General features: G+C 44.7%; 18 protein-coding genes. 5 read left to right on the top strand and 13 right to left on the bottom strand.

Annotated elements, in window-relative coordinates; genetic code table 11:
• Positions 1-40: 40 nt before the first annotated feature.
• The 5 genes from ACEN2L_RS12145 to ACEN2L_RS12125 all read right to left on the bottom strand — a co-directional run bounded on the left by ACEN2L_RS12145 (position 41) and on the right by ACEN2L_RS12125 (position 7,871).
• On the bottom strand, positions 41-2,743 hold the full coding sequence (locus ACEN2L_RS12145) for a TonB-dependent receptor (protein ID WP_441744040.1): 2,703 nt from the start codon (positions 2,741-2,743) through the stop codon (positions 41-43).
• A gap of 882 nt (positions 2,744-3,625) precedes the next feature.
• Positions 3,626-4,714 (bottom strand): ABC transporter ATP-binding protein, encoded by a 1,089-nt coding sequence (locus ACEN2L_RS12140; RefSeq protein WP_441744038.1) that lies wholly within the window; start codon positions 4,712-4,714, stop codon positions 3,626-3,628.
• A 13-nt stretch (positions 4,715-4,727) separates the two neighbouring features.
• Positions 4,728-5,657: a carbohydrate ABC transporter permease gene (locus tag ACEN2L_RS12135; RefSeq protein ID WP_306024443.1), complete on the bottom strand. Its 930-nt coding sequence runs from the start codon at positions 5,655-5,657 to the stop codon at positions 4,728-4,730.
• A gap of 1 nt (position 5,658) precedes the next feature.
• Entirely contained in the window at positions 5,659-6,543 is an 885-nt protein-coding gene (locus tag ACEN2L_RS12130) for a carbohydrate ABC transporter permease (protein ID WP_441744036.1), read from the bottom strand.
• Entirely contained in the window at positions 6,543-7,871 is a 1,329-nt protein-coding gene (locus ACEN2L_RS12125; RefSeq protein WP_441744034.1) for an ABC transporter substrate-binding protein, read from the bottom strand. The genes ACEN2L_RS12130 and ACEN2L_RS12125 overlap by 1 nt, the downstream gene beginning before the upstream one ends.
• Positions 7,872-8,126: 255 nt before the next feature.
• Here ACEN2L_RS12125 and ACEN2L_RS12120 point away from each other — a divergent pair, with 255 nt between their 5' ends.
• On the top strand, positions 8,127-9,116 hold the full coding sequence (locus tag ACEN2L_RS12120) for a Gfo/Idh/MocA family protein (RefSeq protein ID WP_306024440.1): 990 nt from the start codon (positions 8,127-8,129) through the stop codon (positions 9,114-9,116).
• Positions 9,117-9,186: 70 nt separating this feature from the next.
• Here the strand turns inward: ACEN2L_RS12120 and ACEN2L_RS12115 are convergent, their stop codons facing one another.
• Positions 9,187-9,999 (bottom strand): ThuA domain-containing protein, encoded by an 813-nt coding sequence (locus ACEN2L_RS12115; RefSeq protein WP_306024439.1) that lies wholly within the window; start codon positions 9,997-9,999, stop codon positions 9,187-9,189.
• 113 nt (positions 10,000-10,112) lie between these two features.
• Positions 10,113-11,591 carry a mannitol dehydrogenase family protein gene (locus tag ACEN2L_RS12110; RefSeq protein ID WP_441744032.1) on the bottom strand — a complete coding sequence of 493 codons (1,479 nt, stop codon included), beginning with the start codon at positions 11,589-11,591 and terminating at the stop codon, positions 10,113-10,115.
• A gap of 376 nt (positions 11,592-11,967) precedes the next feature.
• On the opposite strand from ACEN2L_RS12110, the gene ACEN2L_RS12105 reads away from it, so the two are divergent.
• On the top strand, positions 11,968-13,002 hold the full coding sequence (locus tag ACEN2L_RS12105) for a LacI family DNA-binding transcriptional regulator (RefSeq protein ID WP_441744030.1): 1,035 nt from the start codon (positions 11,968-11,970) through the stop codon (positions 13,000-13,002).
• 353 nt (positions 13,003-13,355) lie between these two features.
• Here ACEN2L_RS12105 and ACEN2L_RS12100 read toward each other — a convergent pair whose 3' ends face one another.
• From ACEN2L_RS12100 to ACEN2L_RS12075, 6 genes are all read right to left on the bottom strand, one after another.
• The gene (locus ACEN2L_RS12100) at positions 13,356-15,020 is read right to left on the bottom strand and encodes a glycoside hydrolase family 28 protein (RefSeq protein ID WP_441744028.1); all 1,665 of its coding nucleotides are present in this window, start codon (positions 15,018-15,020) and stop codon (positions 13,356-13,358) included.
• Complete coding sequence (locus ACEN2L_RS12095) at positions 15,021-16,307, bottom strand: sugar MFS transporter (protein ID WP_441744026.1); 1,287 nt, start codon at positions 16,305-16,307, stop codon at positions 15,021-15,023.
• Between the two features lie 10 nt (positions 16,308-16,317).
• Complete coding sequence (locus tag ACEN2L_RS12090) at positions 16,318-17,508, bottom strand: AGE family epimerase/isomerase (protein WP_306024433.1); 1,191 nt, start codon at positions 17,506-17,508, stop codon at positions 16,318-16,320.
• Positions 17,509-17,605: 97 nt separating this feature from the next.
• Entirely contained in the window at positions 17,606-19,108 is a 1,503-nt protein-coding gene (locus ACEN2L_RS12085; RefSeq protein ID WP_441744024.1) for a CoA-acylating methylmalonate-semialdehyde dehydrogenase, read from the bottom strand.
• Positions 19,109-19,138: 30 nt separating this feature from the next.
• On the bottom strand, positions 19,139-20,980 hold the full coding sequence (gene iolD / locus ACEN2L_RS12080) for a 3D-(3,5/4)-trihydroxycyclohexane-1,2-dione acylhydrolase (decyclizing) (protein WP_441744022.1): 1,842 nt from the start codon (positions 20,978-20,980) through the stop codon (positions 19,139-19,141).
• Entirely contained in the window at positions 20,981-22,897 is a 1,917-nt protein-coding gene (locus ACEN2L_RS12075; RefSeq protein WP_441744020.1) for a bifunctional 5-dehydro-2-deoxygluconokinase/5-dehydro-2-deoxyphosphogluconate aldolase, read from the bottom strand.
• Between the two features lie 153 nt (positions 22,898-23,050).
• Here ACEN2L_RS12075 and ACEN2L_RS12070 point away from each other — a divergent pair, with 153 nt between their 5' ends.
• The 3 genes from ACEN2L_RS12070 to ACEN2L_RS12060 all read left to right on the top strand — a co-directional run bounded on the left by ACEN2L_RS12070 (position 23,051) and on the right by ACEN2L_RS12060 (position 26,148).
• Positions 23,051-23,872, top strand: a complete 822-nt coding sequence (locus ACEN2L_RS12070) for a MurR/RpiR family transcriptional regulator (RefSeq protein WP_441744018.1) — start codon at positions 23,051-23,053, stop codon at positions 23,870-23,872.
• Positions 23,873-23,880: 8 nt separating this feature from the next.
• Entirely contained in the window at positions 23,881-24,684 is an 804-nt protein-coding gene (gene iolB, locus ACEN2L_RS12065; protein ID WP_441744016.1) for a 5-deoxy-glucuronate isomerase, read from the top strand.
• A gap of 144 nt (positions 24,685-24,828) precedes the next feature.
• Positions 24,829-26,148: an alpha/beta hydrolase family protein gene (locus tag ACEN2L_RS12060; RefSeq protein ID WP_441744014.1), complete on the top strand. Its 1,320-nt coding sequence runs from the start codon at positions 24,829-24,831 to the stop codon at positions 26,146-26,148.
• Positions 26,149-26,200 lie beyond the last annotated feature (52 nt).

Here is a 26,200-nt window from a genome sequence, read left to right as displayed (position 1 = left end):
GCAACGCCTTTTCGTTTTTCGATAACGCTGAGTAACTGACTTAAAATTTGTAAGTTACACCAGCCATATACGTTCTGCCACTTGTTGTTGTATTGTATTGACGATCACTGGAATCACTGTATTGCTCTTCTCGTTGATTGGTCAAGTTAATGCCCTCAATATTAATTTTAATTGACTCATTAACTTGATAAAACGCTGAAAAATCTACATAAGTGGTTTCATGAAAGCCGCGCTCATCTTCATCACCTAAACCGGCTTCAACAGCACTGATGAATCTGTCACGGTAGGCCGCCGCAATACGAGCACCCCATGAATCAGTTTCATAATACAATGTCATATTGTAGCTGCTTTTCGATAAGCCTTGGAAAGCCTTAACTTGATCAACACCTGTGCCTTGTACATTGCGGTATTTACTGGTGCCATCTGCCCATGTGTAGTTGGCTATCACGCCTAACTTGTCAAAAGGTGCCGGCAAAAAGTCTAAGTCACGTTGAAAGGCAAACTCAAAACCTTTAATGGTAGATGAATCTGAGTTTTGCGGTGACGTCACGTTAAATTGACTCGTTGGTGTACCACCATTAGGTAGCAACGAATTGGGCAACGACAACTCAGCCAGTGTAAAGGTTTCTGTTAAAGTCTCAGTGACAACAAAATCTTTGATATCTTTATAGAAAACCGCAGCTGACAAGAAACCTACACCGTCAAAATACGATTCAATTGATGTATCGATATTTACAGAAGAGTAAGGCTTTAAGCTTGGATTACCCACTGTCACTTTACCTATGTCACCCTCAGCCAACGTAGCTTGAGAAACACTTGCAGAAACCGACAAGGCGTTTAATGACGGACGAGTTAAGTTTTTGCTGGCACCAAAACGCAACAGTACATCTTCCATTACTTCATAAGACAAGTTTAAGGTCGGTAAGACTCCTGAGTAATCTCTCACTATTCTAATTTGTTCGCCTTCAGAAATACCGGTTGCTGTGAGTTCAGTATTGTAATACCGCAAGCCGATATTTCCGCGTAACAAAGAATCACCTAACATATTGTCCCAAGTGTACTGGGCATAAGCGGCTTGTGTTTCTTCTTGTACTTGATAACTTTCGGTGGGCACAATTTTGTCTTCACCTAACTCTAGGCCATTTAAACCATAAAAGGCTTTAGCTGCATCCATATCGAGTTGTAACCAGCTTTGGTCTGGATGTGCAGAGTAGACTTCAGTGATGTCAGCTGTAACGGTATCAATACCGGCATTAAGAGGTGGAGCCTTGTTTTCAACGTAGCCAGAATCCTCTCTACGCTCTCCGCTGTTGACGAACTTTTTGTAGTTAACGCCAAAGGTCAAGGTACCAGAATCACCGACTAAGTAGTCAAAATCCAACTTAGCATTATCAAACTCAGTGGTAATGTAGTCTTCTTTGAAATAAATATCTTTCACTGCCCAGCCATCTAATGAGGTTGGGTCAAAATCGTAGGTATTCACGCCATAAAAACGGTCTTGGGTAAAGTCAGTGGTAATACCGCTGTTTCGACGGATCAAGTTAGCTTTATTTACTTTAGGCTGATTATAATCTGCTTTACTGCTACCAATTTGTGCAACCATTTTCAACTCATCGCTGATGGTCCACTTAGATTGCAGGGTCACTTGGTCGAAGATTGATTCGTTGTAATCTTCTCGAGATTCGGTTCTAACTATAGAATTTGAGTAACGTGCAAAGACCACCTCTTTGTCGCCATTGTTATCAATGTAATCCAGCTCTTCTACAAAACCTAAAGCTGTACTACTGGAGCCGCCCGTTGAAATATGATGCTCGTCTAAGGTGTTCTCTAATTCTCCATGTAAAAAATCCAGACTAAATTCTAGATCATCAGAAGCGCGATACTGTAAGGCGGCCGTCACACCGAGGCGATCTTGCTGGTTGTTCCATACTGAATATCGGTTACCTCGGGAGAACCACAGTTCACCATCTTCAAGCAAGGCTTGGGTTTGACTATCTAAACTATCGCTATAGTTGCTGGTACTTCTTTTACGCCATCTATAGGTGTTGTAACCCATTTCACGAGACTCTTTTGTGCTATACGCAATCGAAGCCAATGCACCAAAATTATCCCAAGTGTTGGAGACCATGCCCACTAAACGTTGATCAAAGCTATCCGTATTAGTATTGGTACCACCTTGCACCCCAACTAATGATTCAAAGCCTTTATAGTTGAATGGTCTCGCCGTATGTAAACCAACCGTACCACCAATACCGCCTTCTTCCATATCAGCAGAATAAGATTTTTTTACATCAATTTGATTAAACAATTCGGAGGCAAAAATATTGAAATCAAAGGCTCTTGAACGACTGGTTGCGCCACGACTATCCATCGGAGACGAAGATGAACCAAGCGCTTCCATGCCATTCAATTCTACTCGGGTGAAATCAGGGCCCATACCGCGTAAGGATATTTGACGACCTTCACCGCCTTCACGGGTAATTGCCACGCCTGGAATACGTTGCAATGAGTCAGCCAAGTTTAAATCAGGAAAATCTGCGATATCTTCTGCAACAATTGAATCTTGTGCAATCAGCGCTTCACGCTTTAAATCTTTTGCTTTAATAACCGAACTTCTAAAACCTTTAACCTCGATTATTTCTGTATCATCAGTGGATTCTTGTGCCAGTAACGCGGGTGAATACGAAGTAGCTAAAACGTTTACTATCGCGATTGCTAGTACGCTTTTTGTTCTATTTTTCATTTATGTGCCCTTTCATTAACAAAATAACAACATAACAATATGAATTACTGACACCGGTGTCAACAAAAAATGTAAATATTTGATAAATTTTTGTTAACTCACCAATTACGCTATTTTTAAAGGGAGTTAGGTCATTAACCACGCTTTCAGATAACGTGTAGCTGCTGCTTAATATAAAATGTAAATTTTATGTTGATAAGTATTTGTATACGTTATAGACAAATTTCGCTTTTACCTATATTAAATCAGCTAAAAAACCGCTACAGACCTTTATAATTAGTAATGACACCGGTAACAACAATTCAAGTTATACTAAGGATGCTTAATGTATGGCTGTATTGTGACTAAATGATGAACACGGCAAGGTTTTTATAAAACAAAGCGGTGGGCTTGAATCAACACGATGGGAGGAGCCAGAATAAACATCAGTGGACATGATTTGTGCAGCACTTTTGGTAGCGTCATTCTCTTAGCTTGGCTCACGTACCATCCCTTGGCCTGATCGGGTTCTCATTATGTACCCTTGAGCGTTAAAACGCTGGATATCTAATTGAAGGGTTAGCGGATTATTCACTACTATCACCCCGGCCTCAGCACTGTTTGGTAAGTAATAAGCGCCCCCGCGTAAAACATCATGTTCAAAGTGACATAGCCCCAGCGCTAGCGGCTTGGTTAAGGTAGAATGATGAAAATCTAAACTTGCCCCACGCTGAGGATGTTGTTACTTAGACAGCGCTTTCGCCGCATCAAAAGCCCTTTTTTGTACCGGTTATGCGAAACAATCAATTGCAGGTGGTTTCGCTTAGAACTTCACCCCCTGCAAGTACTTCGACCGAGACACGCACGAGCCACAAAAGGCTGATTAAACGCAGCTAAGAGCAACTAAGCGGGGCTTTTAACTCTGTTGAGCTGAGCCACTGCTGCGGCAATTCGTTGGCCCTTTGAGTCAAACAAAAAGCAGCGCTGTGCAGCAAAGTTTAGTGTGACCTTCATGCCTTCGTTTAGCTTGCTATCACCTTCAAGCCTCACTACCACTTGTTGATTGTTGTGATCACGCAGATGTAAAAAGGTTTCAACCCCCAGACGCTCGACTAAAAACACATGCCATGGCCCTGCTTTATCGCTAACTTCTAGGTGCTCAGGGCGAATACCTAATTGCGCTTTAGTATGGCGTGCAAAGTCACCTGGCAGTTCTATTTGTTCACCATTGTTAAGGGTAAAAGTTCGTCCGTCGATGTTTCCCTCTAATAAATTCATTTTGGGAATACCGATAAACTGCGCCACAAATTGATTTTCTGGTTGCAAATAAAGCTCCATAGGCTTGCCTACTTGTGCGACCTTGCCTTCATTTAACACAATAATTTTTTGCGCCATGGTCATGGCTTCAACTTGGTCATGGGTGACATACACTACAGTCGAGCCAAATTCGCGGTGCAACCGCATCAGCTCAGCTCTCATCTGCACCCGAAGCTTGGCATCAAGGTTAGAGAGTGGTTCATCAAATAAGATCACCTCTGGACGTTTCACTATCGCCCGACCGATGGCTACACGTTGACGCTGGCCACCAGAAAGCTCGGCCGGTTTGCGGTGTAACAAGGGCGTAAGTTCCAGCATCTCTGCCGCTTCTTTGACTCGTTTACTGATTTCAGCTTTATCGACTTTTTTTAAACTCAAAGCAAAACCAATGTTATCGGCGACGGTCATGTGGGGGTACAATGCATAAGATTGAAACACCATAGCTATGCCCCGTTTGTCTGGCGATACATGGTTAACCACTTGCCCGCCAATACGTAATTCACCCGAACTAATGTCTTCTAAGCCGGCAATCATACGCAGCAAGGTCGACTTACCACAGCCACTCGGCCCAACAATAACGGCAAACTCGCCTTGCTCAACTTTTATATCAATACCTTTTACAATTTCTGTTTGTTGGTACTGCTTTTTGATATTTATCAATTCAATTTCTGACATTGTGCTGTCCTGTTTAACCCTTAACTCCACCAGAAAAAGTCTGAGTCAGAAACTTTCTAGCAAACGAAAATGCAATAACGGCTGGTAGTGTGTAGATAACAGCCAGTGCGGTAAGAAATCCATAATCAATGGCGTCAACCCGTAAAAACGCTCTAAACATGCCAAGTGGCAAGGTTTGTAGTTCAGGTGATGAGGTGAACATTAAGGGCATTAAAAAATCGCCCCATGCGTTGATAAAAGCAAACAGACCCGCAGCGGCAAAACCCGGCAACGCTAACGGAATAAGCACTCTTCGCACGGTTTGCATTTGACTGGCACCATCTAGCGCCGCCGCTTCTTCATAGTCTTTAGGAATGGCATCAAAAAAGGTTTTCATGATCCAAATGGCCAAAGGCAATTGCATCGCGGTATGAATAAGTATTAGCCCTAAATAACCATCAACAAAAGAAAACATGCGGCTCAGCATCACTTGAGTTTCTATGTCATCAGTAATATTGAGAATTGCGCTGTTGACCATATCGTTTAAAGCCAACATCACCTTGTATACGGGCACAATTAAGGCGGGTGGTGGTACGATGCGCACCAAAATAATGGCGTACAACAAAGGACGTTTCCACCATGCTTGCGTGCGTGATAGGGCATAACCACCAAAGCCAGCAAACACCAGGGTTAATAGGGTTGCAATACCAATGATAAGAACCGAGTTAAATATCCAGCGCAAGCCATTTTCATTAGCAAATAAATTCCAAAAGTGGCCAAAGGTTATCTCGTCTGGTAAACGCAAGAATTGGCTGGCCTTGGGATCGAAGGCAGCCAGTAAAACCCAAAAAAACGGCACAATACAGTACAGAGAAATCAAAATAAGCGTGAAATACGTTTTTCGATTTGTTGCTTGCTCTGCGCTGCTATAACGTTGTGTAACTACATTTGTTTCTAGCGACATCCTACACCTCAACCTTTAACGCACGCACATACAAGAATCCGATCAGCATAGACACCACCAAACTGACCACTGCGACGGCAGCGCCATAACCAAGCTGAAATGAGGTGAAGGACTGGTTGTAAATATAGATACCGAGTATTTCAGTGCTATTAGCCGGCCCGCCTCGACTGAGGGTATAAACCAAACCAAAAATGGCGAAGGTCGTTACGGTTGAAACAAACATATACAGAAAGATAGTTGGCATCATCATTGGCAAAGTAATACGCATAAAGATTTGTTTGTCGGTCGCACCGTCGACTCGAGCCGCTTCGTAAATGTCTTTAGGGATCGACGCTAGACCAGAGGTCAACAAAATCATGGAAAACGCGATACCCCGCCATGTGTTTACGATGATGATCGAAAAGAGAGGAAAGGTGTACAGCCACTGCTGTGGGTCAACCCCAAACCACGCAACAATGCGATTTAAGGTACCGTAGTCGCCACTGGCATACATCGAGATCCATAAAAAACCGACCACCATTTCTGGTACGGCATTCGGCAAGCAAATAATGGCATTAAAGATAGATTTATATTTTATATCTCGTTGCAAACATACGGCAGCGGCAAACCCCAAAACAAACTGACCAATCACCGCCGAACCGATTACAAAAATCAAAGTCACTTTGAGTGAATTCCAAAATAAGGGATCACTAAATAAACGGCTGAAATTACGCAATCCCACAAAAGAGGATTCTTTGGCAGCAAAGCCTAATAAAGCATCATTCGTCAAACTCAAAGAGAAGGCATAAAACGCAGGAAATACAATAAAGGCCCCCATTAATATCAAGGCGGGCGCCATCATCATGCGATAACCCAGCTGCCTTTTTCGTTCAAAACTCATTGCCATTATTGATTCCTACTTACTGCTTCGTCGCCCAAGACACTGCTGACGTAATCTTCCAATAGTTGTTGTGCTCCAGCAGCGTCTTCTCGGCCAATTATCACTGCCTCAGTTGCGCGAGCAACCCCTGCCATCACGGCATTTGAGCCTACTGTGGTGCGCAATGCTCGCGCCCGAGGTAATAACTTGTGAGCCTGAGCAAGTATGCCCAAACTGGCGTAATCCGGATGAAGCTCGGCATCTAAACGAGCGGGTACATTGCCTAGCTTTTGCGCATAGGTAATGGCCACATCGTTGTCCCCAAGCGCAAGCGCTAACTTTATAGCCAAATCCGCTTGACGTGATTTAGCGTTCACGGCCCATGCGTAAACCATAGACGCGAGCACAAAAGGGTCAGAGCCATCTGCACTTGGGATTTTCCATGTACCGACCGCTTGCTCAATATTCGCAATAGGATTACGACTATTTTCTCCCCAATCAAATACGCGGCACCACGTACCGCAGGTGGTGATCATCAATTGACCTTTAGGGAACATTTCGTATTTAGGAATAACCCAAGGTTCTGGATTGAGTAGGGGTTTGATTGGCATTAACTGTTCATCAACCAAGGTTTGATAAAACTTAAAGGCCTCAAGGGGCGCTTTTTCGCCGAGCCGATACCTGCCTTGCTGGTCTAATAATTGATAGTCGGCAAAACCTGCCAATAAATAACGATAACCCTCGGTGTACGACCCCATACCCCAGGTTAATCCTGCCGGAAACAACAAAGGAAACTGCCCTGTTACGTGTTTAATTTGTCTGGCCCGATTCAGCAGGTCGTCCCAACTGGTGGGTTGAGCGGTACTGATACCTGCTTGTTCTAGCAAATCATGGCGATAGTAAAGCTGTTCAACCGCAACAATAGATGGCACCGCATAGTTGTGACCATCGAAGCTACCCTTCGACAACAACTTAATCAGCTCTGGTAAATGTTGATAGCCATCCCAATTTTCCATAGCACCAGACAGATCAACTAAATAACCTGCGGCCGCGAGATCATCCAATTGTAGATCCCTAGGAATAGTGAAAACATCTGGCGCATTGCCTGCTCTTAACTCGGTCACCAATTTAGTAAAATAGTCTTGCGCTGGTGCCGGATACTCAACAATTTTGAGCTGAACACCTAATTGCTGCTCTAACTTGTCTTGCAGGCTATATAAGGCTTCAAGTCTTGCTGCTCGGTGTTCGGCAATCACCAAAGTAGACTTTTTTGCTAAATCCTGAGCAAGCACATTGGCAGGCACGATTGCATTAAGTGCCACTACCGCTAATAGGCTGTATACATACTTAACCATCAGTCAATCGACCCCATAATAAAAACGCCCACCGTGAGTCTCCAAGCAACTCGTAAAATACACGTTAACAAAACTCTTCACACTGCAAACACCTTATCGAGGTAATTTAACAAAATAATCACATTTTCAATATCACGGATCTTGACACCGGTGTCAAGATGAAATTTAATGTTGGTATCAGATAGCAAATAAATTTAATTGTACAAAGACATGGAGAGAGAATTCTGGCTCTGTGTGGTACTTAGGAGATAGTGAGTGACGCTAAGATTAGCCGTGATCGGTTGTGGTAAAAAAGCGACCCAGTATATCGAAACGTGGATAGCCCGAGAGGATATCAGTATTCAAGCAGTGATGGACCCCAATGCCCAAGCTATGGAAAATATTGGCCGTATCGCACAGCAACAAGCGCAAGCTCAGCCCGCTTTCTTTTCAAGCTGGCAAGAATTGCTGCAAAGTCAGCAAGATAATTTGGATGCGGTATATATTTGTACGCCTCACGCTAATCACGCTGAGCAGGCTGAAATGGCGCTGCAGTTGGGTTTAGATGTCTTGCTTGAAAAGCCAATGGTTACCAGTGTTGCCGAAGCCGAGCGCTTAATTGCTGCACAAGAACAGTCTGGTAAAACCTTAGTGGTCGCTTACCAAGGCGGCTTATCTCCTTTGGTTCATCAACTTAAAAAAGACGTCCAAGAAAAGACCTACGGCGAACTAGTTAGTGTGACCGCGTCAATTTGGGAAAACTGGGCTACGACCTATGAAGGCCACTGGAAACAAGTACCTGAGATCTCTGGCGGCGGTTTTATGTTTGATACCGGCGCACACATGATGAATACCGTCTCAATGATAATGAATAGCCCACTGCGCAACATTACCGCGAATATGCAGAACATGAACTACCCCGTTGATATCGTCACGACGGTGAGCGGAGAATTAGCCAACGGCACGCTGTTTAACCTGCATGCTTGCGGCAACAGTATTCGCTGTACTTCGCGTATTGAGTGTTACTTTACCCACTACGTAGTGCGTATTTGTGCATGGGGCCGCTGGATTGAAATTGAAGACAGTACAGGTCACGTGGTACGCAAAGAACAAGAATCAGCCAATAACTTGATGAACGTGTTCATGCAAACCATTCAGGGTGATATTGTTAATCCTTCGGATATTCAGCAAGGCCTTGCAATGGCGAAATTGTGGGATGCCATTAAAGACAGCGCTGGCGCTGACGGCAAAACTATCGTTTTATAAAGTATGACTCCGATATAAATAAAGCTGCCAACGGGCAGCTTTATTTATGTTCGATCTAACGAGACATGGCTTATTTAGTATTTTTTGCATTTTTAGCCGCAAGCTTTTCAGCCACCATCAGTTTACGGGGTTTTTTAAAGTAGGTTTGCCGTGGTGCGCCCTTTTCTAGAGGCTCAGGACGCCCCCAATTTTCAAAAAACCAACCATCTTGATGAGCCTGATTGCTCCATTTAATTGCATTAGCGATAATCCGAATGATGTGTTCATTACGAAAAATCGGGAAGGTTTCGTGGCCAGGCGAAAAGAAGAATATCTTGCCTCGTCCGCGAGTAAAGGTACAACCACTGCGCAACACCTCACCGCCTTGATACCACGAGTTAAAAATTAATTCATCGGGATCTGGGATATCAAAAGGCTCACCGTACATTTCAGACTCTGGCAGCTCAATATGCGGCGGGATCCCGGCAGCGATAGGATGAGAAGGCTTTAAACACCATAAGCGCTCACGCTCACCACCTTCGGCTTCACGCCAACTTAAGTTACAACTGGTTCCCAATAAACGCTTAAATATTTTGGCATGGTGACCTGAGTGCAAAACAATCAAACCCATGCCTTCAAGCACTCGTTTTTGCAGTTTATCTACCAGCTGATCAGACACCTCATCATGGTAGCGATGGCCCCACCAAATCAGTACATCAGTATGAGCAATTAGCTCGTCACTCAAGCCTTGATGCTCGTCATCAAGGGTAACTGACCTTAAGTTAAAGCCATAAGGCTCAAGCATATTGACGATGCAGCCACCGATGGTTTCTGGGTAAACCTCGGCCACTTCTTCATCTTCTACTTCATGACGACATTCGTTCCACATTGTTACGTTTATCATATCTTTTCTTTGTCCTATCCAACTGCCTACCGAGGCTATCCGCTACTTGCTGGCATATCGCCTTATGCTTAGTTCATATGCCGTTTGATTAATATTCGTGTGTTTGCCTGAGGCTATTTGACCTCAATCAATAACACTTTCAGTGCGGTATTAATCCCGTTTGCCAAGATAATACCGAGCCAATATTTCAAGCGAGAGCAGAATAATTCTGACTGCGCTAGTTGCCTTGAAAACACTTTGTCGAAGGACAAGTAGTTATCGATTAGATCGTCTATCTGATAAAAGTGCGCTTGCTGAATGGCAAAAAGTTCGCGGGCATAAGGGTCTTGCACTTCAATTGGCTCACCTTTGCCATCAAATGCCATGGAATAACGCAACCAACCCGCTACCGCAAAACACAAGCAGTCAAAAGACGCATTGTTATTTAAACGATCTTCAATGGTATTTAACAAGCGCTGCGGCAACTTTTGCGAACCGTCCATGGCAATTTGGTAAGTTCGATGGTGTAAGTTAGGGTTAGTAAAACGAGTCAGCAATTGCTCTATATAGTCCTCAAGTATCATCCCTTTTGGTGCGACTAAAGTGGGTAAAATCTCGTTGCGCATCATGTGACGTAAAAAAACGACAAAGGATTTATCTTGCATGACTTGATGCACAAATTGGTAGCCGTTCAAATAACCAAGATAGGCTAGTGCCGAATGAGCACCGTTTAGTAAACGCAATTTGGCTTTTTCAAATGGCTCTACTGCACAAACCAGTGACACGCCAACTTGTTCCCAAGCCGGCCTACCCACAATAAAATTATCTTCAATTACCCACTGGCTAAAGCGCTCTGTTTTAACTAACCCACGATCTTCTCGTCCGGTTAGAGCGTGTTGTTGGATATCCTCTTCGGTTGTGGCTGGCACAATGCGGTCTACCATACTGTTCGGAAAGCTTACGTTGTCCACAATCCACGATGCTAAAGCAGGGTCAATGCGCTTAGCAAACTCACCTACAAGCCCAGCTAGGGTGTGGCCATTTTGCGGCAGATTGTCACAACACAGCACGGTAACCCCTGTGGCTTCGAGCTTAAACCGGCGCTGCAAACTAAACACCAAATAGCCAATAGCTGATTTGGGCGCATTAGCATTGGCTAAATCATGTTTGATATCTGGATGGTCAAGGTTTAGCCGCCCTGTTGCAGGATCGTGGCAATATCCCTTTTCAGTCACCGTCAGTGAGATAATTTTAGTGTGCTCTTGCGCCATTAATTCAAGTACACGTTCAGGTGAGTCGGGCGCCACCAGCACTTGCGAAACAGCTTGCACAAGTTGGGTATGTTGAAAGTCTGCGTCAAACTCGACGACATTGTACAATCCATCTTGTGGTTGTAACTGCTTTTGCACACTACTGCTACGCAATGACACCCCAGCAATGTACCAAGGTTCATTTTCTTGCAGTAAATTTACCTTATCGGTATACCAAGCTTGATGGGCACGGTGGAAGGCACCGATGCCTAAATGCACAATACTGATTGGTTTTTCTGCTTGGCGGTACGTGCTGATTTGCTGTTTTTCAAGCAAAGCTAAATTTAATCTGCTGGCCGACATGGATTTTTTCTCACGATGTAATAGGGCTGGATCATCTAAAATGCTAAATCTCGCGCTATTGGTAGATTAATGTCGTCAAATGACGAAAAAATAGACCAAAGCAATAATGATGAACAGCGTTGTCCGAAGATATCAATAAGTTATAAAGGGATTTGACACCGGTGTCAAATCCCTTTATAACTAAAATCATATAACAAATAAAATCAAACAATTTAACAAAAAACACACAACATTGATTTAAACAATGCCCTACATTTCATCGTACGCTTTTCGCTGAATAGCGCTTTCTTCTAGTAAATAAAGCGGTTATATATGATCATGCTGCATAGCAAGGCATTTAGATTCAAACGTAGCCGAAAATAACAGGTAAATAAGTATGGCATCAGTCACCATTATGGATGTAGCCCGTCATGCCGGTGTATCCAAGAAAACCGTATCACGCGTCATAAATAATGAAGCTAACGTTAAAGACGAAATGCGCCAAAAAGTACAGATGGCCATTCAAGAGCTCGGATTTAAACGCAATCCACTGGGTATGGCGCTGGCCAAAAACAGGTCGTTATTTATTGCATTGGTGTCAGACAATACTAGCCCCGGCTATTTGATGAACTTGCAAAAAGGCATACTCCAAGGCTGTACTGAAGAACAAATGGGTCTGTTTTTATATGACTGCAACTACCGCTCCCCTACTCTGGTACAAGAAGTAGAAGAATATATCGACAGTACCTTGGTCGACGGTTTAATTTTACGCCCGCCGATGTGCGACAAAATCGAATTGCTCGAAATGTTAGACAGAAAAAACGTCAGTTATTTACGTATCGGCCCTAAAGATCTTAATCGCGGCGAGTCACTTGGCTTTAATTCAACAAAAGCCAGTTATGACATGACCAACTACCTGCTAAAATTGCAACATAGGCACATCGGTTTTGTGTTGGGGCATCCCGATCAGCAATCAAGTCAGCGCAGTGAAGCAGGATATCGCCAAGCATTTGCAGAAGCGGGCTTAAAAGTCAACGAGGCCTTGATCGCACAAGGTTATTACACCTATCAATCAGGTATCGATGCCGCCGCGACCTTGTTGAATAAAACGCCGCGCCCTACCGCTATTTTTGCCGCCAATGATGAAATGGCGCTGGGTGTACTGTACGAAATACAAAGTAGAAATTTAAAAGTGCCTCAGGACATTTCCGTGTGCGGCATTGATGACATCGCCCTCACAACCAAAGTGTGGCCTAACATTACCACCATTCGCCATCCACTGTTGACTATCGGTTATCAAGCCGCGTGTTTATTGATTGGCCGCCTCAAAGATAAAAAATCACAAGTACCAGCCAGAGGGCCAGACGGCACGCAAATTTTTGATGGAGAATTAGTTATTCGAGCGTCAACCAGCGTGGCAGCCAATAAATAGCGGGTTCGGCTTAACCACCAAACTGAGATTATTGATAAGCACTCGGGTATCTTTTAGCTTCTGAGGGTTCTGATATCTGTTTGGATACAAGATTGGGGCTAAACGTCAGTGGCTGATGCCTTCTCTTTTGCTCCAAAACAGAGGTTAGGGTATAAAAGTCCTTACTCTGGGTTGCTCGAACTCGAAAGAGCCCTACTATTTTTTCATTCAAGCGCCTTGTTTCAGGGTTTAAGTTCTTGCTGAGTAAGCTCCTATCGTTACGGATTGCTATAAACCCCCAAACGCTCATTTTTCTGTTCAAGCATAAACGTTAGCTTTTTTAGGGGCCTTTAGTTTGTATCACTAACTTAACTTCAGCTGGCGCTCTGATACCACGCATCCTGTTTAACAGGCGCAAGTTGTTTGTTTGTATCTAGCGCTAACACCCCTTCCACAGACAGTCCTTTGACATCATGCAGTATCAAATGCTTGTCATTGTGCGCATGGATTTTACTTTGTTTGAGCTTTAAGCCACTTACATCATCAAACACAAATGCAGGCCTAAAATCAGCCTCATTGACCCTCAATGTAATATTTATCAGCTCTACGTTCTTGGCATGCCTTACATATAAACCCCAAGCGGGAAGTTCGCCAAACATGGTGTATTCAGGGTAAGCATCGCGCTCTTGTGGTACTAAAAACAACTGGTCATAAGGCCGATAAGCTAAGCCCTTGTTCGCTCGACCTGGATAGGTAATATCAATGTTTTCTAACCGAATGTTTTCAACTGCTGCATCTGGCAAACCAGTAATTGACGAGGGAATAGGATTAAAAAAGGTATTTAGACCCGGTCCGCGCACTTCATAATCTTCATCGGCGCGGCTTGCGGAAATTTCTGCCTTGAGGTTTTTAATCACCACATTCTTAAGTGTGCCTAAGGGAGTATTTTGCGGTACATCTCGGTTTCTTTGACCTAAGCGGATGAAAATGGCACACCCGACATTACTCGCATCTACCCCATCTATGTGCACATTTTCAAGCTTAGCGCCATCAACAGTTTCTAAGGCAATCGCTGAGCGGTAAGTATCAAACACGCGAATATTTTCTATAGTCACGTTAGTAAAACCATGCATCGATTCAGTCCCAAACTTTATGCCGTTCGAACTGGAACGCATTACACAATTCCCAATGTAAACCTTGTCGTTGTGAAACTCGCCGCCAGTGGTCGATTTTAGACAAATGGCGTCGTCGGCGGCATTCACAAAACAACCGGTAATGCGGACATTTCTGCAATCGTTTATGTCAATGCCATCATTGTTCCAAAAGGCGTCACTGTCCACCACGATGTTATCTATCATTACATCTTGGCAAGCCGCGTAATGTTGCACCCAAAAGGCACCATTTTTAATGGTGACATCATAGATTTTTATTTTTTGACAGTGATGAAGTGCAACAACGTTAGGGCGATGTCTGGAACGATTTCTACGCTCGTTAAAGTCGGCCTCAACCCGCTTTCCCCCATGATGGAGCCGATTAATATTTAATGCCAACTGCCTGCCCTGCCCATCAATTGTGCCTTCACCGCTAATGGAAACAGACTCACAGTGATCGCCAGCCAATAATGCGAGAATATTGCCCTGCGCATCCTCGTAATCCTGAATGTCGGTACTGCCTAGTAACATCGCCTGTTTGTCAATTTGCAGGTTAACTTGGCTGCCGAGGCGCAAACTACCACTAAGATAAACGCCAGCAGACAAGCATACCGTGCCGGGCTGCTCACTTTTAACTACCTCGTCAATTGCCGCTTGAATGGCTTTGGTATCCTTCGTTTTTCCATCGCCTTTAGCCCCAAAGTCTCTGACATCTAGTCGCTTACCCGTATTAATAATCGGTCTTTGACTGGGGTGGCGAGACTGTTGAAATTGCCTCCAATAAGACTCAAGTTGTTTGGCATTTATCGAAAACGAGGCAAAATAACTGGCGCTAAAGGCCGCTAAACTGGTTTTGATAAAACCTCGACGATTTAAATAGCTATTCATTTATGAGCGCTCCGGGTGTTTCGTTTGCTTCTCAGCGTCAGAGGCGGATTCTCCTACTGGCACACTCACACGACTGCCCCGTAAGGCATACCACGCGATATAAAGGTAACAGACAGCAGGGATGAGAAAACTCCATTGCAAAGTCATCATGTCAGCGGCTTGGCCTTGAATCATAGGTAAAATGGCCCCACCAACGATGCCCTGACATAAGTAACCTGACCCGCGCCCCGTGTGTTCCCCTAAACCACGTATGGCTAAGGTGAAGATAGTGGGAAACATAATAGAATTGAAAAAACCTACCGCTAGGATGGTCCACATGGCCATTTCACCACTGGAATTTACCGCAACAATGATCATCGCTACCGCGAGGACTGAATTAATCGCAAGTAAAGTGGTGGGTGCCACATAGCGCATGATCAATGCGCCAGCAAAACGCCCAACCATGGCCGCTCCCCAGTAATACGATACCATTTTGCCGGCGGTCACAGTGGTCATGTCTTCAATACCCAATTGCATAAAAAAATTGACTAGGTAACTACCTACCGCTACTTCTGCGCCCACGTATAAAAAGATAGCTAACACACCGTAAGTGAGATGTTTATGGCTAAACAAGGTAAAGTGACTAGCGGCTTTTGACTCGTCTAAATGCTCGCTTATGTTAGGCAACTTCAGTTTATAAAAAACCAAGGCTACCACCACTAAAGCCACCGCGATAAGTAGATAAGGTAACTGGACAGCCTTAGCTGAACCGCTTTGCTCTACAGCCGATAAAATCAAAATTGCCCCAAAGGCGGGGCCCGCAGTGTGACCTAAAGAGTTAATCGCTTGTGCAAAATTAAGACGCGAAGCGGCGGTCTCTTCTGATCCGAGAACCGCTACATAAGGGTTAGCTGAAACTTGTAAAATAGCGATACCGGCCGCTAACACAAATAAAGCAAATAAAAATACTGCATAAATCGCTGCTTCTGCTGCGGGAAAAAACAAACAGCACCCCGCGGCGACTGTGCCTAGACCAATGATGATGCCATTTTTATACCCTACTTTTTCGAGCATGCGTCCGGCAAAAGGAGAAACAATAAAATACGCACCAAAAAAGCAGAACTGCACAAGCCCTGCCTGCAGATAGCTCAGGCTAAATGCCCCTTTTAAGTAGGGTAAAAGAATGTCGTTAAGTGCAGTGATAAAACCCCAAATAAAAAACAACGAGGTCATGGCCGCAAAGGCAAAATGTATACTCAAGCCTTCAGGCTTTTGACTAATTTTAACGTTTGACTGTGAACTTTGCATCGCTGACTCCTTACACCATACCAGTTAAAACATCGAAACACGCGCAGAGGGTGTGGTAATCACATTTTGCTCCAGCACTACTTTTTTGATTTGAATATGCTTTGTTGTCTCTTGTCAGTAACCGGAACCACGCGCCATATTCATGATCGATCATGTGGGTCCAGCTGTATTGCCAGAGCTGTTCGTAGGCGACTTTGTATTTATTGTCACCCGTTTCTTGATACAGCATGGCCGCAGCGGCGAAGCTTTCGGCTTGCACCCAAAAGTATTTGTCGTCATCACACCACTTACCTTGTGGGTCAAAGCCATAAATCAAACCGCCATGCTGATGATCCCAAGCCACGTCAAAGGCTTTATCAAAGAGGAACGTCGCTTTAGTGACTAATGCTTGGTCAGGACTCAAACGATGAATAGCCAATAATAATTTACTCCATTCGGTTTGATGGCCGGGCTGGAATCCCCAAGGACGATAAAGGTTTTTAGGGTCATCGAGGTTGTAGTCCCAATCGACTTTAAAATCAGGGGTGTAATGTTCCCAAATCAGACCATCTGTATACGCCGCTTGCCGCTCGGTGATGTTTTGTGCAATCAACTTGGCGCGTCTTAAATAACGCAATTCATGGGTGGCTTCGTAAGCGGCAATCATCGCTTCGCAACTGTGCATATTGGCATTTTGACCGCGATAATCAGACAACACACCATCAGCACTAAGCTCATCAGCATAGAGCTCATAGTCACTCTGCCAAAAACGACTTTCCATTAATTGATAGGTGGCGGCAATTTTGTCAGCAACATCGCGAATACCGGCCTTGTGAATGGCTGAATACATCAATAATACAAAGGCATAGCCGTAGTTTTGCTGAGTCATATCAAGTGGATTGTGATCCTCCAACAACCACGCATAAGCTTGCTGATCAGGACGCCAGTGCACTTGTTCAACAAAGGCTAAGCCATGCAAGGCCACATCACGATATTCGGCTTTGTGTAGTTCTCGACTAGCGCGGGCATAATTCACCACAATGCGGCAGCTACTGACCAACTGGCGCATACCTTTTTCGAATAAGTCACCATTGTTCAGATAGTTATGAAAATAACCGCCTTCGTTATCTATCACTCTAGGGTCATAAAAATTTAAGATTGAATGGCAATGTTCAAGCAAAAAGGCACGATTATATGGTGCAGGTAATGGCACAGTCGTCATGTTGTTATTATCTCCTTGGGTATTCATGCACTTTGTTGATGGCTGCAGGGAGCACAAGCTCCCTCTAACATACTGATTTGCTGTAAAAACAAGCAGATTATTTCATGGTTGGCATAGTGAATTGATTTTCACTTTGCTGCCCTTTTGGCCAACGAGCAGTGATAGTTTTCATCTTGGTATAAAAACGTACACCGTCAGGACCGTGCATGTTTAATGGTCCAAAAATTGAGCGTTTCCAGCCGCCAAAACTATGGAAAGCCATTGGCACAGGGATTGGAACGTTTACGCCCACCATGCCCACTTGAACATTATGGGTGTAGGCATGGGCGGCTTCGCCATTCGCGGTGAAAATAGACGTACCGTTTCCATATTCGTGGGAGTTGATTAAGGCAAGTCCTTCCTCAAAACTATTCACACGCACCACGCATAGGACCGGACCAAAGATTTCTTCTTGATAAATGCGCATGCCAGGCTTCACGTTGTCAAATAAAGTGGGACCAACAAAGTAACCATGTTCGTTACCTACTACTTGATAATCGCGACCATCGGCTAACAAAAGCGCTCCATCTTCGATACCCGATTCGATATAACTCAATACTTTATCAGCGTGTTGTCTGCTGATGAGTGGGCCCATATGTGCTTCATTATCTAAACCCATACCAGGACCAACACGCATCTCACTAATCTCTTGCTTTAAGCGGGCAACCAGTTTATCTGCCGTCGCATCGCCAACACACACAGCCACTGAAATAGCCATACACCGCTCACCGGCTGAACCATATGCTGCACCCATTAATGCGCCAGCTACACCATCAAGATCCGCATCAGGCATTACCAACATATGGTTTTTAGCGCCACCTAATGCCTGTACTCGTTTACCGTTCGCACTGCCGGTGCGGTAAACATATTCAGCGATTGGCGTAGAACCAACAAAGCTGACGGCTTTTACATCTGGGTCGCTTAATAGCACATCAACTGAGGTTTTATCACCGTTTACCACATTAAATACGCCATCAGGCAGCCCCGCTTCTTTCAGGAGTTCTGCAAGTCTTAAGGGCACGCTAGGGTCTTTTTCAGAGGGTTTCATTACAAAGGTGTTGCCACAGGCAATGGCGACTGGAAACATCCAGAGCGGTACCATGGCGGGAAAATTAAACGGTGCGATGCCCGCACACACGCCAACGGGCTGCATGAGGGTAAAACTATCCACACCACGGCCCACATTCATCGATTGTTCGCCTTTAAGCAAATGCGGAATGCCACAGGCAAATTCTACTACTTCAATACCGCGGGTCAGCTCGCCCTGCGCATCGGAGAAAACCTTACCGTGTTCGGCGGTAATTAAGGCGGCCAGTTCATCTTTATTTGCTTCAAGTAAAGCCTTGAAGTTAAACATAATTCGCGCGCGATTTAGTGGGGTAACGGCACTCCACTGTGGCAATGCGGCTTGGGCAGCGGCAATGGCAGCTTGGGTTTCTGCTGCGCTCGATAAACCCACTTGCTTGCTTTGTTCACCTGTTGCTGGATTGTAAATTGCAGCAAAGTGACCACTTTGACTTGCGACGTTTTGACCGTTGATAAAATTACCTAAAGTGTGCATGTTTTTTCTCGTAAGACGTTTTTTAATGGATTAATAAGGTTGTTTTGATTGCTGTTTAACATACGCTTCATACGCTGCGTTAACCTCACTTCTATGGGAAACCTGAGGTACCGCTACATCCCACCAGCTGCCGTTATCGGTGCTAATGAGAGGGTCGGTATCAATAACAATAAGCGTACTTTTTGGGGCTTTTTTGGCCTTGGTAATGGCACTTTCTAACTCATCAAGATTACTAACCTTTTCGGCATCTGCCCCCATAGAGCGAGCATGCATAGCAAAATCAATTTGCATGGCATGATGATCGCCTGCACAATCTTCAAGCAAATTGTTGAACGCAGCGTTACCGGTGCCGTTTTGCAGACGATGTATACAACCAAAGCCGCGATTATCTAAAAGCACCACGATGAGTTTTTGTTTTAACATCACGGATGTCGCGAGCTCTGAATTCATCATCATGTACGAACCATCACCCACCACTACGATGACATCACGCTCAGGAGAGGCCATTTTTACCCCTAAGCCACCCGCAATTTCGTAGCCCATGCATGAAAAGCCGTATTCAACATGGTAAGTACCTGGCCCTTCGGCCCGCCACAACTTGTGTAACTCACCCGGTAATCCTCCAGCGGCACACACCACAACATCAGTAGGCTGCGAGGCCCGTTTTACCGCGCCTAATACTTGGGCATCTGAAGGTAAACCTTGGCTATTATTGGCAGTAAGCGCTTGGTATTTTGCTTGCCATTGCGCATTTAACGCTTGCGCTTGCGCTATCCATGTCGACCCTGCGCGCCACGTACTTAACTGCTCATTTAACTGGGTAAGCGTCGCTTTTGCGTCACCCACCAGTGGTAAGGCATTATGTTTTGCGGCGTCAAAGCTACCAATATTGAGCTGAATCAGAGTTTTATCAGCACTTTCTAGTAAGGTGCGCGAAGCCGTGGTGAAATCTTGCAAACGTGTGCCAATAGCCAGCACCACATCAGCTTCTGCTGCTAATTGATTCGCCGCTTCGCTTCCCGTGACGCCGATGCCACCCACAGCGCATTCATGAGACCAAGTTAAACAACCTTTGCCGGCTTGGGTTTCTGCTACCGGAATATGACGAGCTTTAGCAAACGCTGACAACACCTCCGCGGCGCCAGAGTAAAGTACCCCGCCGCCCGCAATGATCAGCGGTTTGCGAGCATTTTTGAGAACTTCTAGGGCTTGTTCAAGTTCGTAGGTTTCTGCTTGCGGCTGACGGATACGATGCACTTTTTTAGCAAATAAAGACGTCGGAAAATCGAAGGCCTCGGCCTGCACATCTTGTGGAAATGCTAAAGTGGCTGGCCCACAATTAACAGGATCTAGTAAAGTTTGCATGACAACCGGCAGGCTGTTAATCATCTGTTCTGGACGACTAATACGATCAAAATAGCGGCTAACAGGTCTAAAGCAATCGTTGGCAGAAATACTTGGGTCGCCAAAGTTTTCGATTTGCTGTAAGACAGGATCTGGTTTGCGATTAGCAAAAATATCGCCCACCACTAACAATACCGGTAACCGGTTGGCATGGGCCAAAGCCGCTGCGGTAACCATATTGGTTGCCCCAGGGCCGATTGACGTTGTACACATCATCATTCTGCGTCGTTGATTGGCTTTGGCAAAGGCAATTGCCGCATGCGCCATACCTTGCTCGTTGTGTGCTCGGTATGTTGGAAATTCTTTACGCACGTGGTTTAGAGCCTCACCCATGCCGGCGACGTTGCCATGTCCAAAAATCGCGAATACCCCAGCAAAAATAGGCTGTTCTTCACCGTCAATCACCATGTATTGCTGGCGCAAAAAAGCGACTAGAGCCTGAGCGGCGGTTAATGTAACTGTTTGCATTTACTGGTCCTTACGTGTATTCCACGCCTCAACTAAGGTGAGATAATTATCAGCTACTTGGTTTTGCAACTCGGTATCTGAAATTTTATTGGCTAACCATAATTTACTTGCCGCTGAAAATATTGAACGCCCAACCGCAAAGCCCTTACACAAAGGGAAGTTCGCACTGTCTGCAAAGCCTTTAGCCAGTTGGGCTAGTGGTGCATCTAAACCTAACAAAATAACGCCTTGGCAATGTGGGGCACAACGAGTAATCAGTGCGCTGATCTTTGACCAGGCAGCAACAGAGGGTGACGGTAACTTCCACCAATCTGGACGGACGTTTAGTTTGTAAATCATCTCCATGGCATTCGCAACGGTGTTGTCATCAGCGGCCATATCACTGGGTGGAATGATTTCTAGCAGTAATTCATGACCACTGACACAGCAGGCTCGATATAGCTCTATAATTTGCCTTGATTGTATGTCCCACATGGCGACATCGTCTTGCGGGTGCATGAACACCAAACATTTAACGATGTGTTCTTGTGGCCATGTGACTAAACGTGAGCCAATAGAACGTCCACCTTCAAGCTCAAGCGGCCTTGAAGCAGGGACTTCAACAGGGCGACCTATCCACCAATTTTTTCCAGTCACCGCATTGAGGGCATCTTGGCCATAGGTATCATCAATCAACACGCCAACGTGCTGCGATACTTTTTTCTGCTCAACCACTTGTTGTAGTGCCGCCAGAATATGTTGCTTTAGTACACTTATACGAGAGATGTTAGCCCCTGCTTCTTGCGCCATCTCTACAAACTGTTTGCGATGATCAAAGGCTAAAATACATAACTCACTCCAATTAGCGGATTTGCGGGTAGTAACGCGATGGAGGTAGTTAAGTTCAGGGTCGAGGTCAGGCCTTGCGATTTCGTATTGATTGGCGATGTAGTAATCAAGCTCTTCTGGGGTGGGGATAGCTGGTGCGCAGCCATGGCGTGACACTACCAAGGCTCCGCAGGCATTCGCATAGCCACATGCTGTGGCGTAGTCGTCGCCGCGCAACCAGCCGCGTAAGAAGCCAGACATAAAGGCATCTCCTGCGCCCAATACGTTTAATACATCAACTCTTACCCCTGCAAAAAACGGCGCTTCATCAATATTATCGGGTATGGCATTAGCAAAGATAGAGCAGCCCATGGCGCCACGTTTTAATACAATCTCTGCATTACTGTGCTGCCTGATCACTTTTAGCGCTTTGATGGTATCGGTGCTACCACCAGCAATGTGCACTTCTTCTTCAGTACCAACAATCAAGTCGCACAAAGGAATAATTGATTGTAAATGTGCACTTACACTTTGATTTGATACAAAGCGAGTATCACCATCGCCAGGACGAGTTAAGCCCCACAAGACCGGGCGATAGTCGATATCTAATATAACCTTTGTATTATTTTTACGTGCATATTCAATGGCTTGGCGTGCTACTTTGTCCACATGTGGGGTTGAAAAATGCGTACCGGTGATTAACAGAGAACGGGAGGAGGCAATATAAGCTTCGTCGAAATCACTCACATCGATGGCCATATCGGCGCAATCAGCGCGATAAAACAACAATGGGAATTCTTCTTTGGTTTTAATGGACAAGATAGCCAGAGCGGTTAAACGCTCAGGATCAGTTATCACGTGGCTGGTATCTACACCTGCACGCTGAAGCTCTTCGCGGATAAACTCGCCAAATTGTTCGTCTCCCACGCGGGTTAACATGGAAGAGCGCAGCCCAAGCCTTGCGGTACCAAAACAAATATTGCAGGAAGACCCGCCAAGGGATTTAGCAAAAGACGAAATATCTTGCAGACGGTTGCCTATTTGCTGTCCGTATAAATCCACCGACGCTCGCCCCAAGCAAATAACATCTAAATTCTTTTCTCCGTGCATGGATATCCGTACTCTCTATTTGTTAATGAATCATTAAATACCAAACTAAAATAGAACAAATATTTCATAAAATCAATTATGGAATATTTGTTTTTTATGCTCTATGATTCTGCAATAGATAGATTGATGCCTTTTAACCATTCGTAGGATGTCATGCTTACAACGCAATCAGAACTTGAACACGCTATTGAAAGCCAATTCGCTTCTTTGAGTAAACGCCTGCAACAAGTCGCTCGCTTTGTCTTAGATAACCCCAACAGTATCGCCTTTGGTACTGTGGCCAGCATCGCGAGCACTGCGGGTGTGCATGCCTCAACCCTGGTTAGATTTGCGCATGCCATGGGTTTTGAAGGCTTTAGTGATATGCAAAAACTGTTTAAAGACCAATTATTGGTCTCAGCACCAGATTATCAAACCCGTATGCAATCAGTGCTCCAAGCTTCAAGCGAACATGACGACCAATGCGGTTTAAGCTGGTTGCGCCAAGTGAGTGCCAGCAGTGCCCAAGCCATGGAAACGATGTGCGAACAAGTGGATGGCCTCGCACTCAATCAAGCGATTACCTTACTGCATCAAGCAAATATTATTCATATTCAAGGAGTAAGGCGCTCATTTCCGGTGGCCACCTATTTTAGCTATCTATTAAACAATATTGGCCGCAAAGCCCACCTGATCGACAGTATCGGCCAGATGGGCAAAGCCCAGTGTAATTTAATGTCAGAGGGTGATGCCTTGTTTGCCATTAGTTTTAGTCCTTATGCCAGTGAAACGCTCAACATTGCTTTAGAAGCGAAATCTAGAGGCGTAAAATTAGTGGCCTTAACTGATAGCCCGTTGAGCCCCCTAGCTGACCAAGCTGATGTATGCATAAAAATTAAAGAAGCTGAAATCCATTCTTTTCGTTCATTAAATGGCTGCATGAATATTATTCAAGCATTGATGTTAGGTCTAATACACCACCCAAATAACCCTTAGGAAATTTGATGTCATATTTACATATTCGTCCCCAGGCTCTGGACAATAAAAAACGCATTCAACATATCACTCCGTCTTCTGCAAATTGGAATTATGTCGGTTTTGAAGTCGTAGTATTAAAAGCCGGTGAAACCCAGAGTTTTGCGACTGACAAAACCGAAGTTTGTGCGGTAGTAGTATTTGGCAGAGTTGATATTGCCACCCATGAACAAAATTTTATAAACCTCGGCGAACGTAAATCCGTATTTGAAGATAAAGCGCCTTATGCAGTGTATGCGCCTCCAGGTGAAACCCTATCTATCAGCGCATTAACTGACTGCGAAGTTGCCTTATGCCGTGCTCCAGCGGCAGGCAAACTGCCCGTTAGATTGATTAAGCCCGAAGATTGCGAGTTAATGATCCGAGGACAAGGCAGCAATACTCGTTATGTACGTAATATTATGATGAATAATGTGAACGCGGAAAAACTTCTGATCACCGAGGTGATCACCCCGAGTGGTAATTGGTCAAGCTATCCGCCACATAAGCACGATACTGACGCCTTGCCAACAGAAAGTGCACTAGAAGAAACCTATTACCACAAACTCAAACCACAACAAGGTTTTGCCTTTCAACGGGTTTATACCGACGACCGCAGTATTGACGAAACCATTAGCGTAGAGCACAACAGTGTAGTGACGGTGCCTAAGGGCTATCACCCTGTTGGTGTACCACATGGCTATGATCTGTATTATTTAAATGTCATGGCGGGTCCCAAAAGAGAATGGGTGTTTTACAATGATCCCGATCATGAGTGGATGTTAAAAAAATAAATTTATCAGGCACTTAGTTCAATAGGCTCCAGCCAATCGATTAGTTTTAGGCTTGAATGACTGTAAATTAAACAGTGCAAAACCACCGATAGTTCCTCAGAATGTCATATTCATATGAGCATAATCTTGGATTTGGAGGTGGTTATGATTAAAAAAAGTTTAGTATTTTTTTACACTGCTGTGGCTATTGGTACACTCAATAGTGCTTGGGCAGAAAATCGCATCGATACGCAGCGCCCCGATGCACCAGAGTTAGCCGCGTATGGACCCTACGCAATTGGCGTTAAAACGATAGCCCTCGTTAACCCTAACCAAATTGATATGTTGGCGCTGGATCCTTCTCAACCTAAACCTACCGTTTTACCGCGATATGAGCGCCCGCTTACTGTGGAATTGTGGTATCCAGCTGTTAAAAACAGTCAAGGCAAAACGACCTTAGACGCCTACATACGAGACGGTAAAAACGAAGTTCAACTGCATGGCAAAGCGGTACGTGATGCTGCACCTTTGGTCAATAAACAAGCTTACCCCTTAGTTCTGATTTCACACGGATACCCGGGTAATCGATATTTGCTAGCGCATTTAGCCGAAAATATTGCTTCTAAAGGCTACGTAGTTGCCTCTATTGACCACACCGACTCCACCTATCGCACTAGAGCTGCCTTTGCGTCTACCCTGGTTAATCGTCCTATTGATCAGTTATTTGTATTAGACCAAATTGAGCAGATGTCTGCTAACCTTACGTCGTTTTTATATGCCTTGGTTAATGCTAAAAACAGCGCACTTATTGGCTATTCAATGGGTGGTTACGGTGCAGTAATCAATGCGGGCGCTGGCGTAACAGAGCTAGCGGCGAACAGCCCACAAAGCCCAGCGTTTGCTACACTAACTCGCCATCAAACAGGCAAAAAACCACAAGCCGATAGCCGCTTAAAGACCGTTATTGCTTTTGCGCCTTGGGGGATGAACTACGGCATGTGGAATGCTAATACTTTACAAAAAATCAGCAAGCCGATGTTGTTTATAGCGGGTTCTCAAGATGATGTCTCTGGTTATGAAAACGGCGTGAGAGCCATTTGGCAAGGTGTGAAAAATGCCCAACGCTCTTTACTCACATACGATAACGCCAATCACAATGCCGGAGCGGTTATGCCTGCACCCGAAGAGTCTTTTGTATTTGATAAAGATTTAGGCTTCAATGTCAGTGAGCATTATATTGATGCCGTGTGGGACAGTGCTAGGATGAATAATATTGCTCAGCATTTTGTCACAGCTTGGTTAAATAAATACTTAAAACATAACGTAGCGATGGATGATTATCTGGACCTTATTGAAAATTCGAACGACGGGGTATGGGCAATGGATGATGCTGGCGAACCCAAAAAAGAACATAACTATTGGCAGGGATTTAAAAAACGGACAGCAAAGGGTTTACGTTTTGAAACCCTCGATGAAGGACAATGAATACGCTGAAATGCGATAAAGTTACGCTGACTTAGATTTAAAAAGGCCAGAT

It is taken from the genome of Flavobacterium sp. W21_SRS_FM6 (genome assembly GCF_052119645.1).
Taxonomy (GTDB): domain Bacteria; phylum Pseudomonadota; class Gammaproteobacteria; order Enterobacterales; family Alteromonadaceae; genus Paraglaciecola.
Note: the sequence above shows the minus strand (reverse complement) of the source record. Positions and strands in the feature narration are given on the sequence as shown.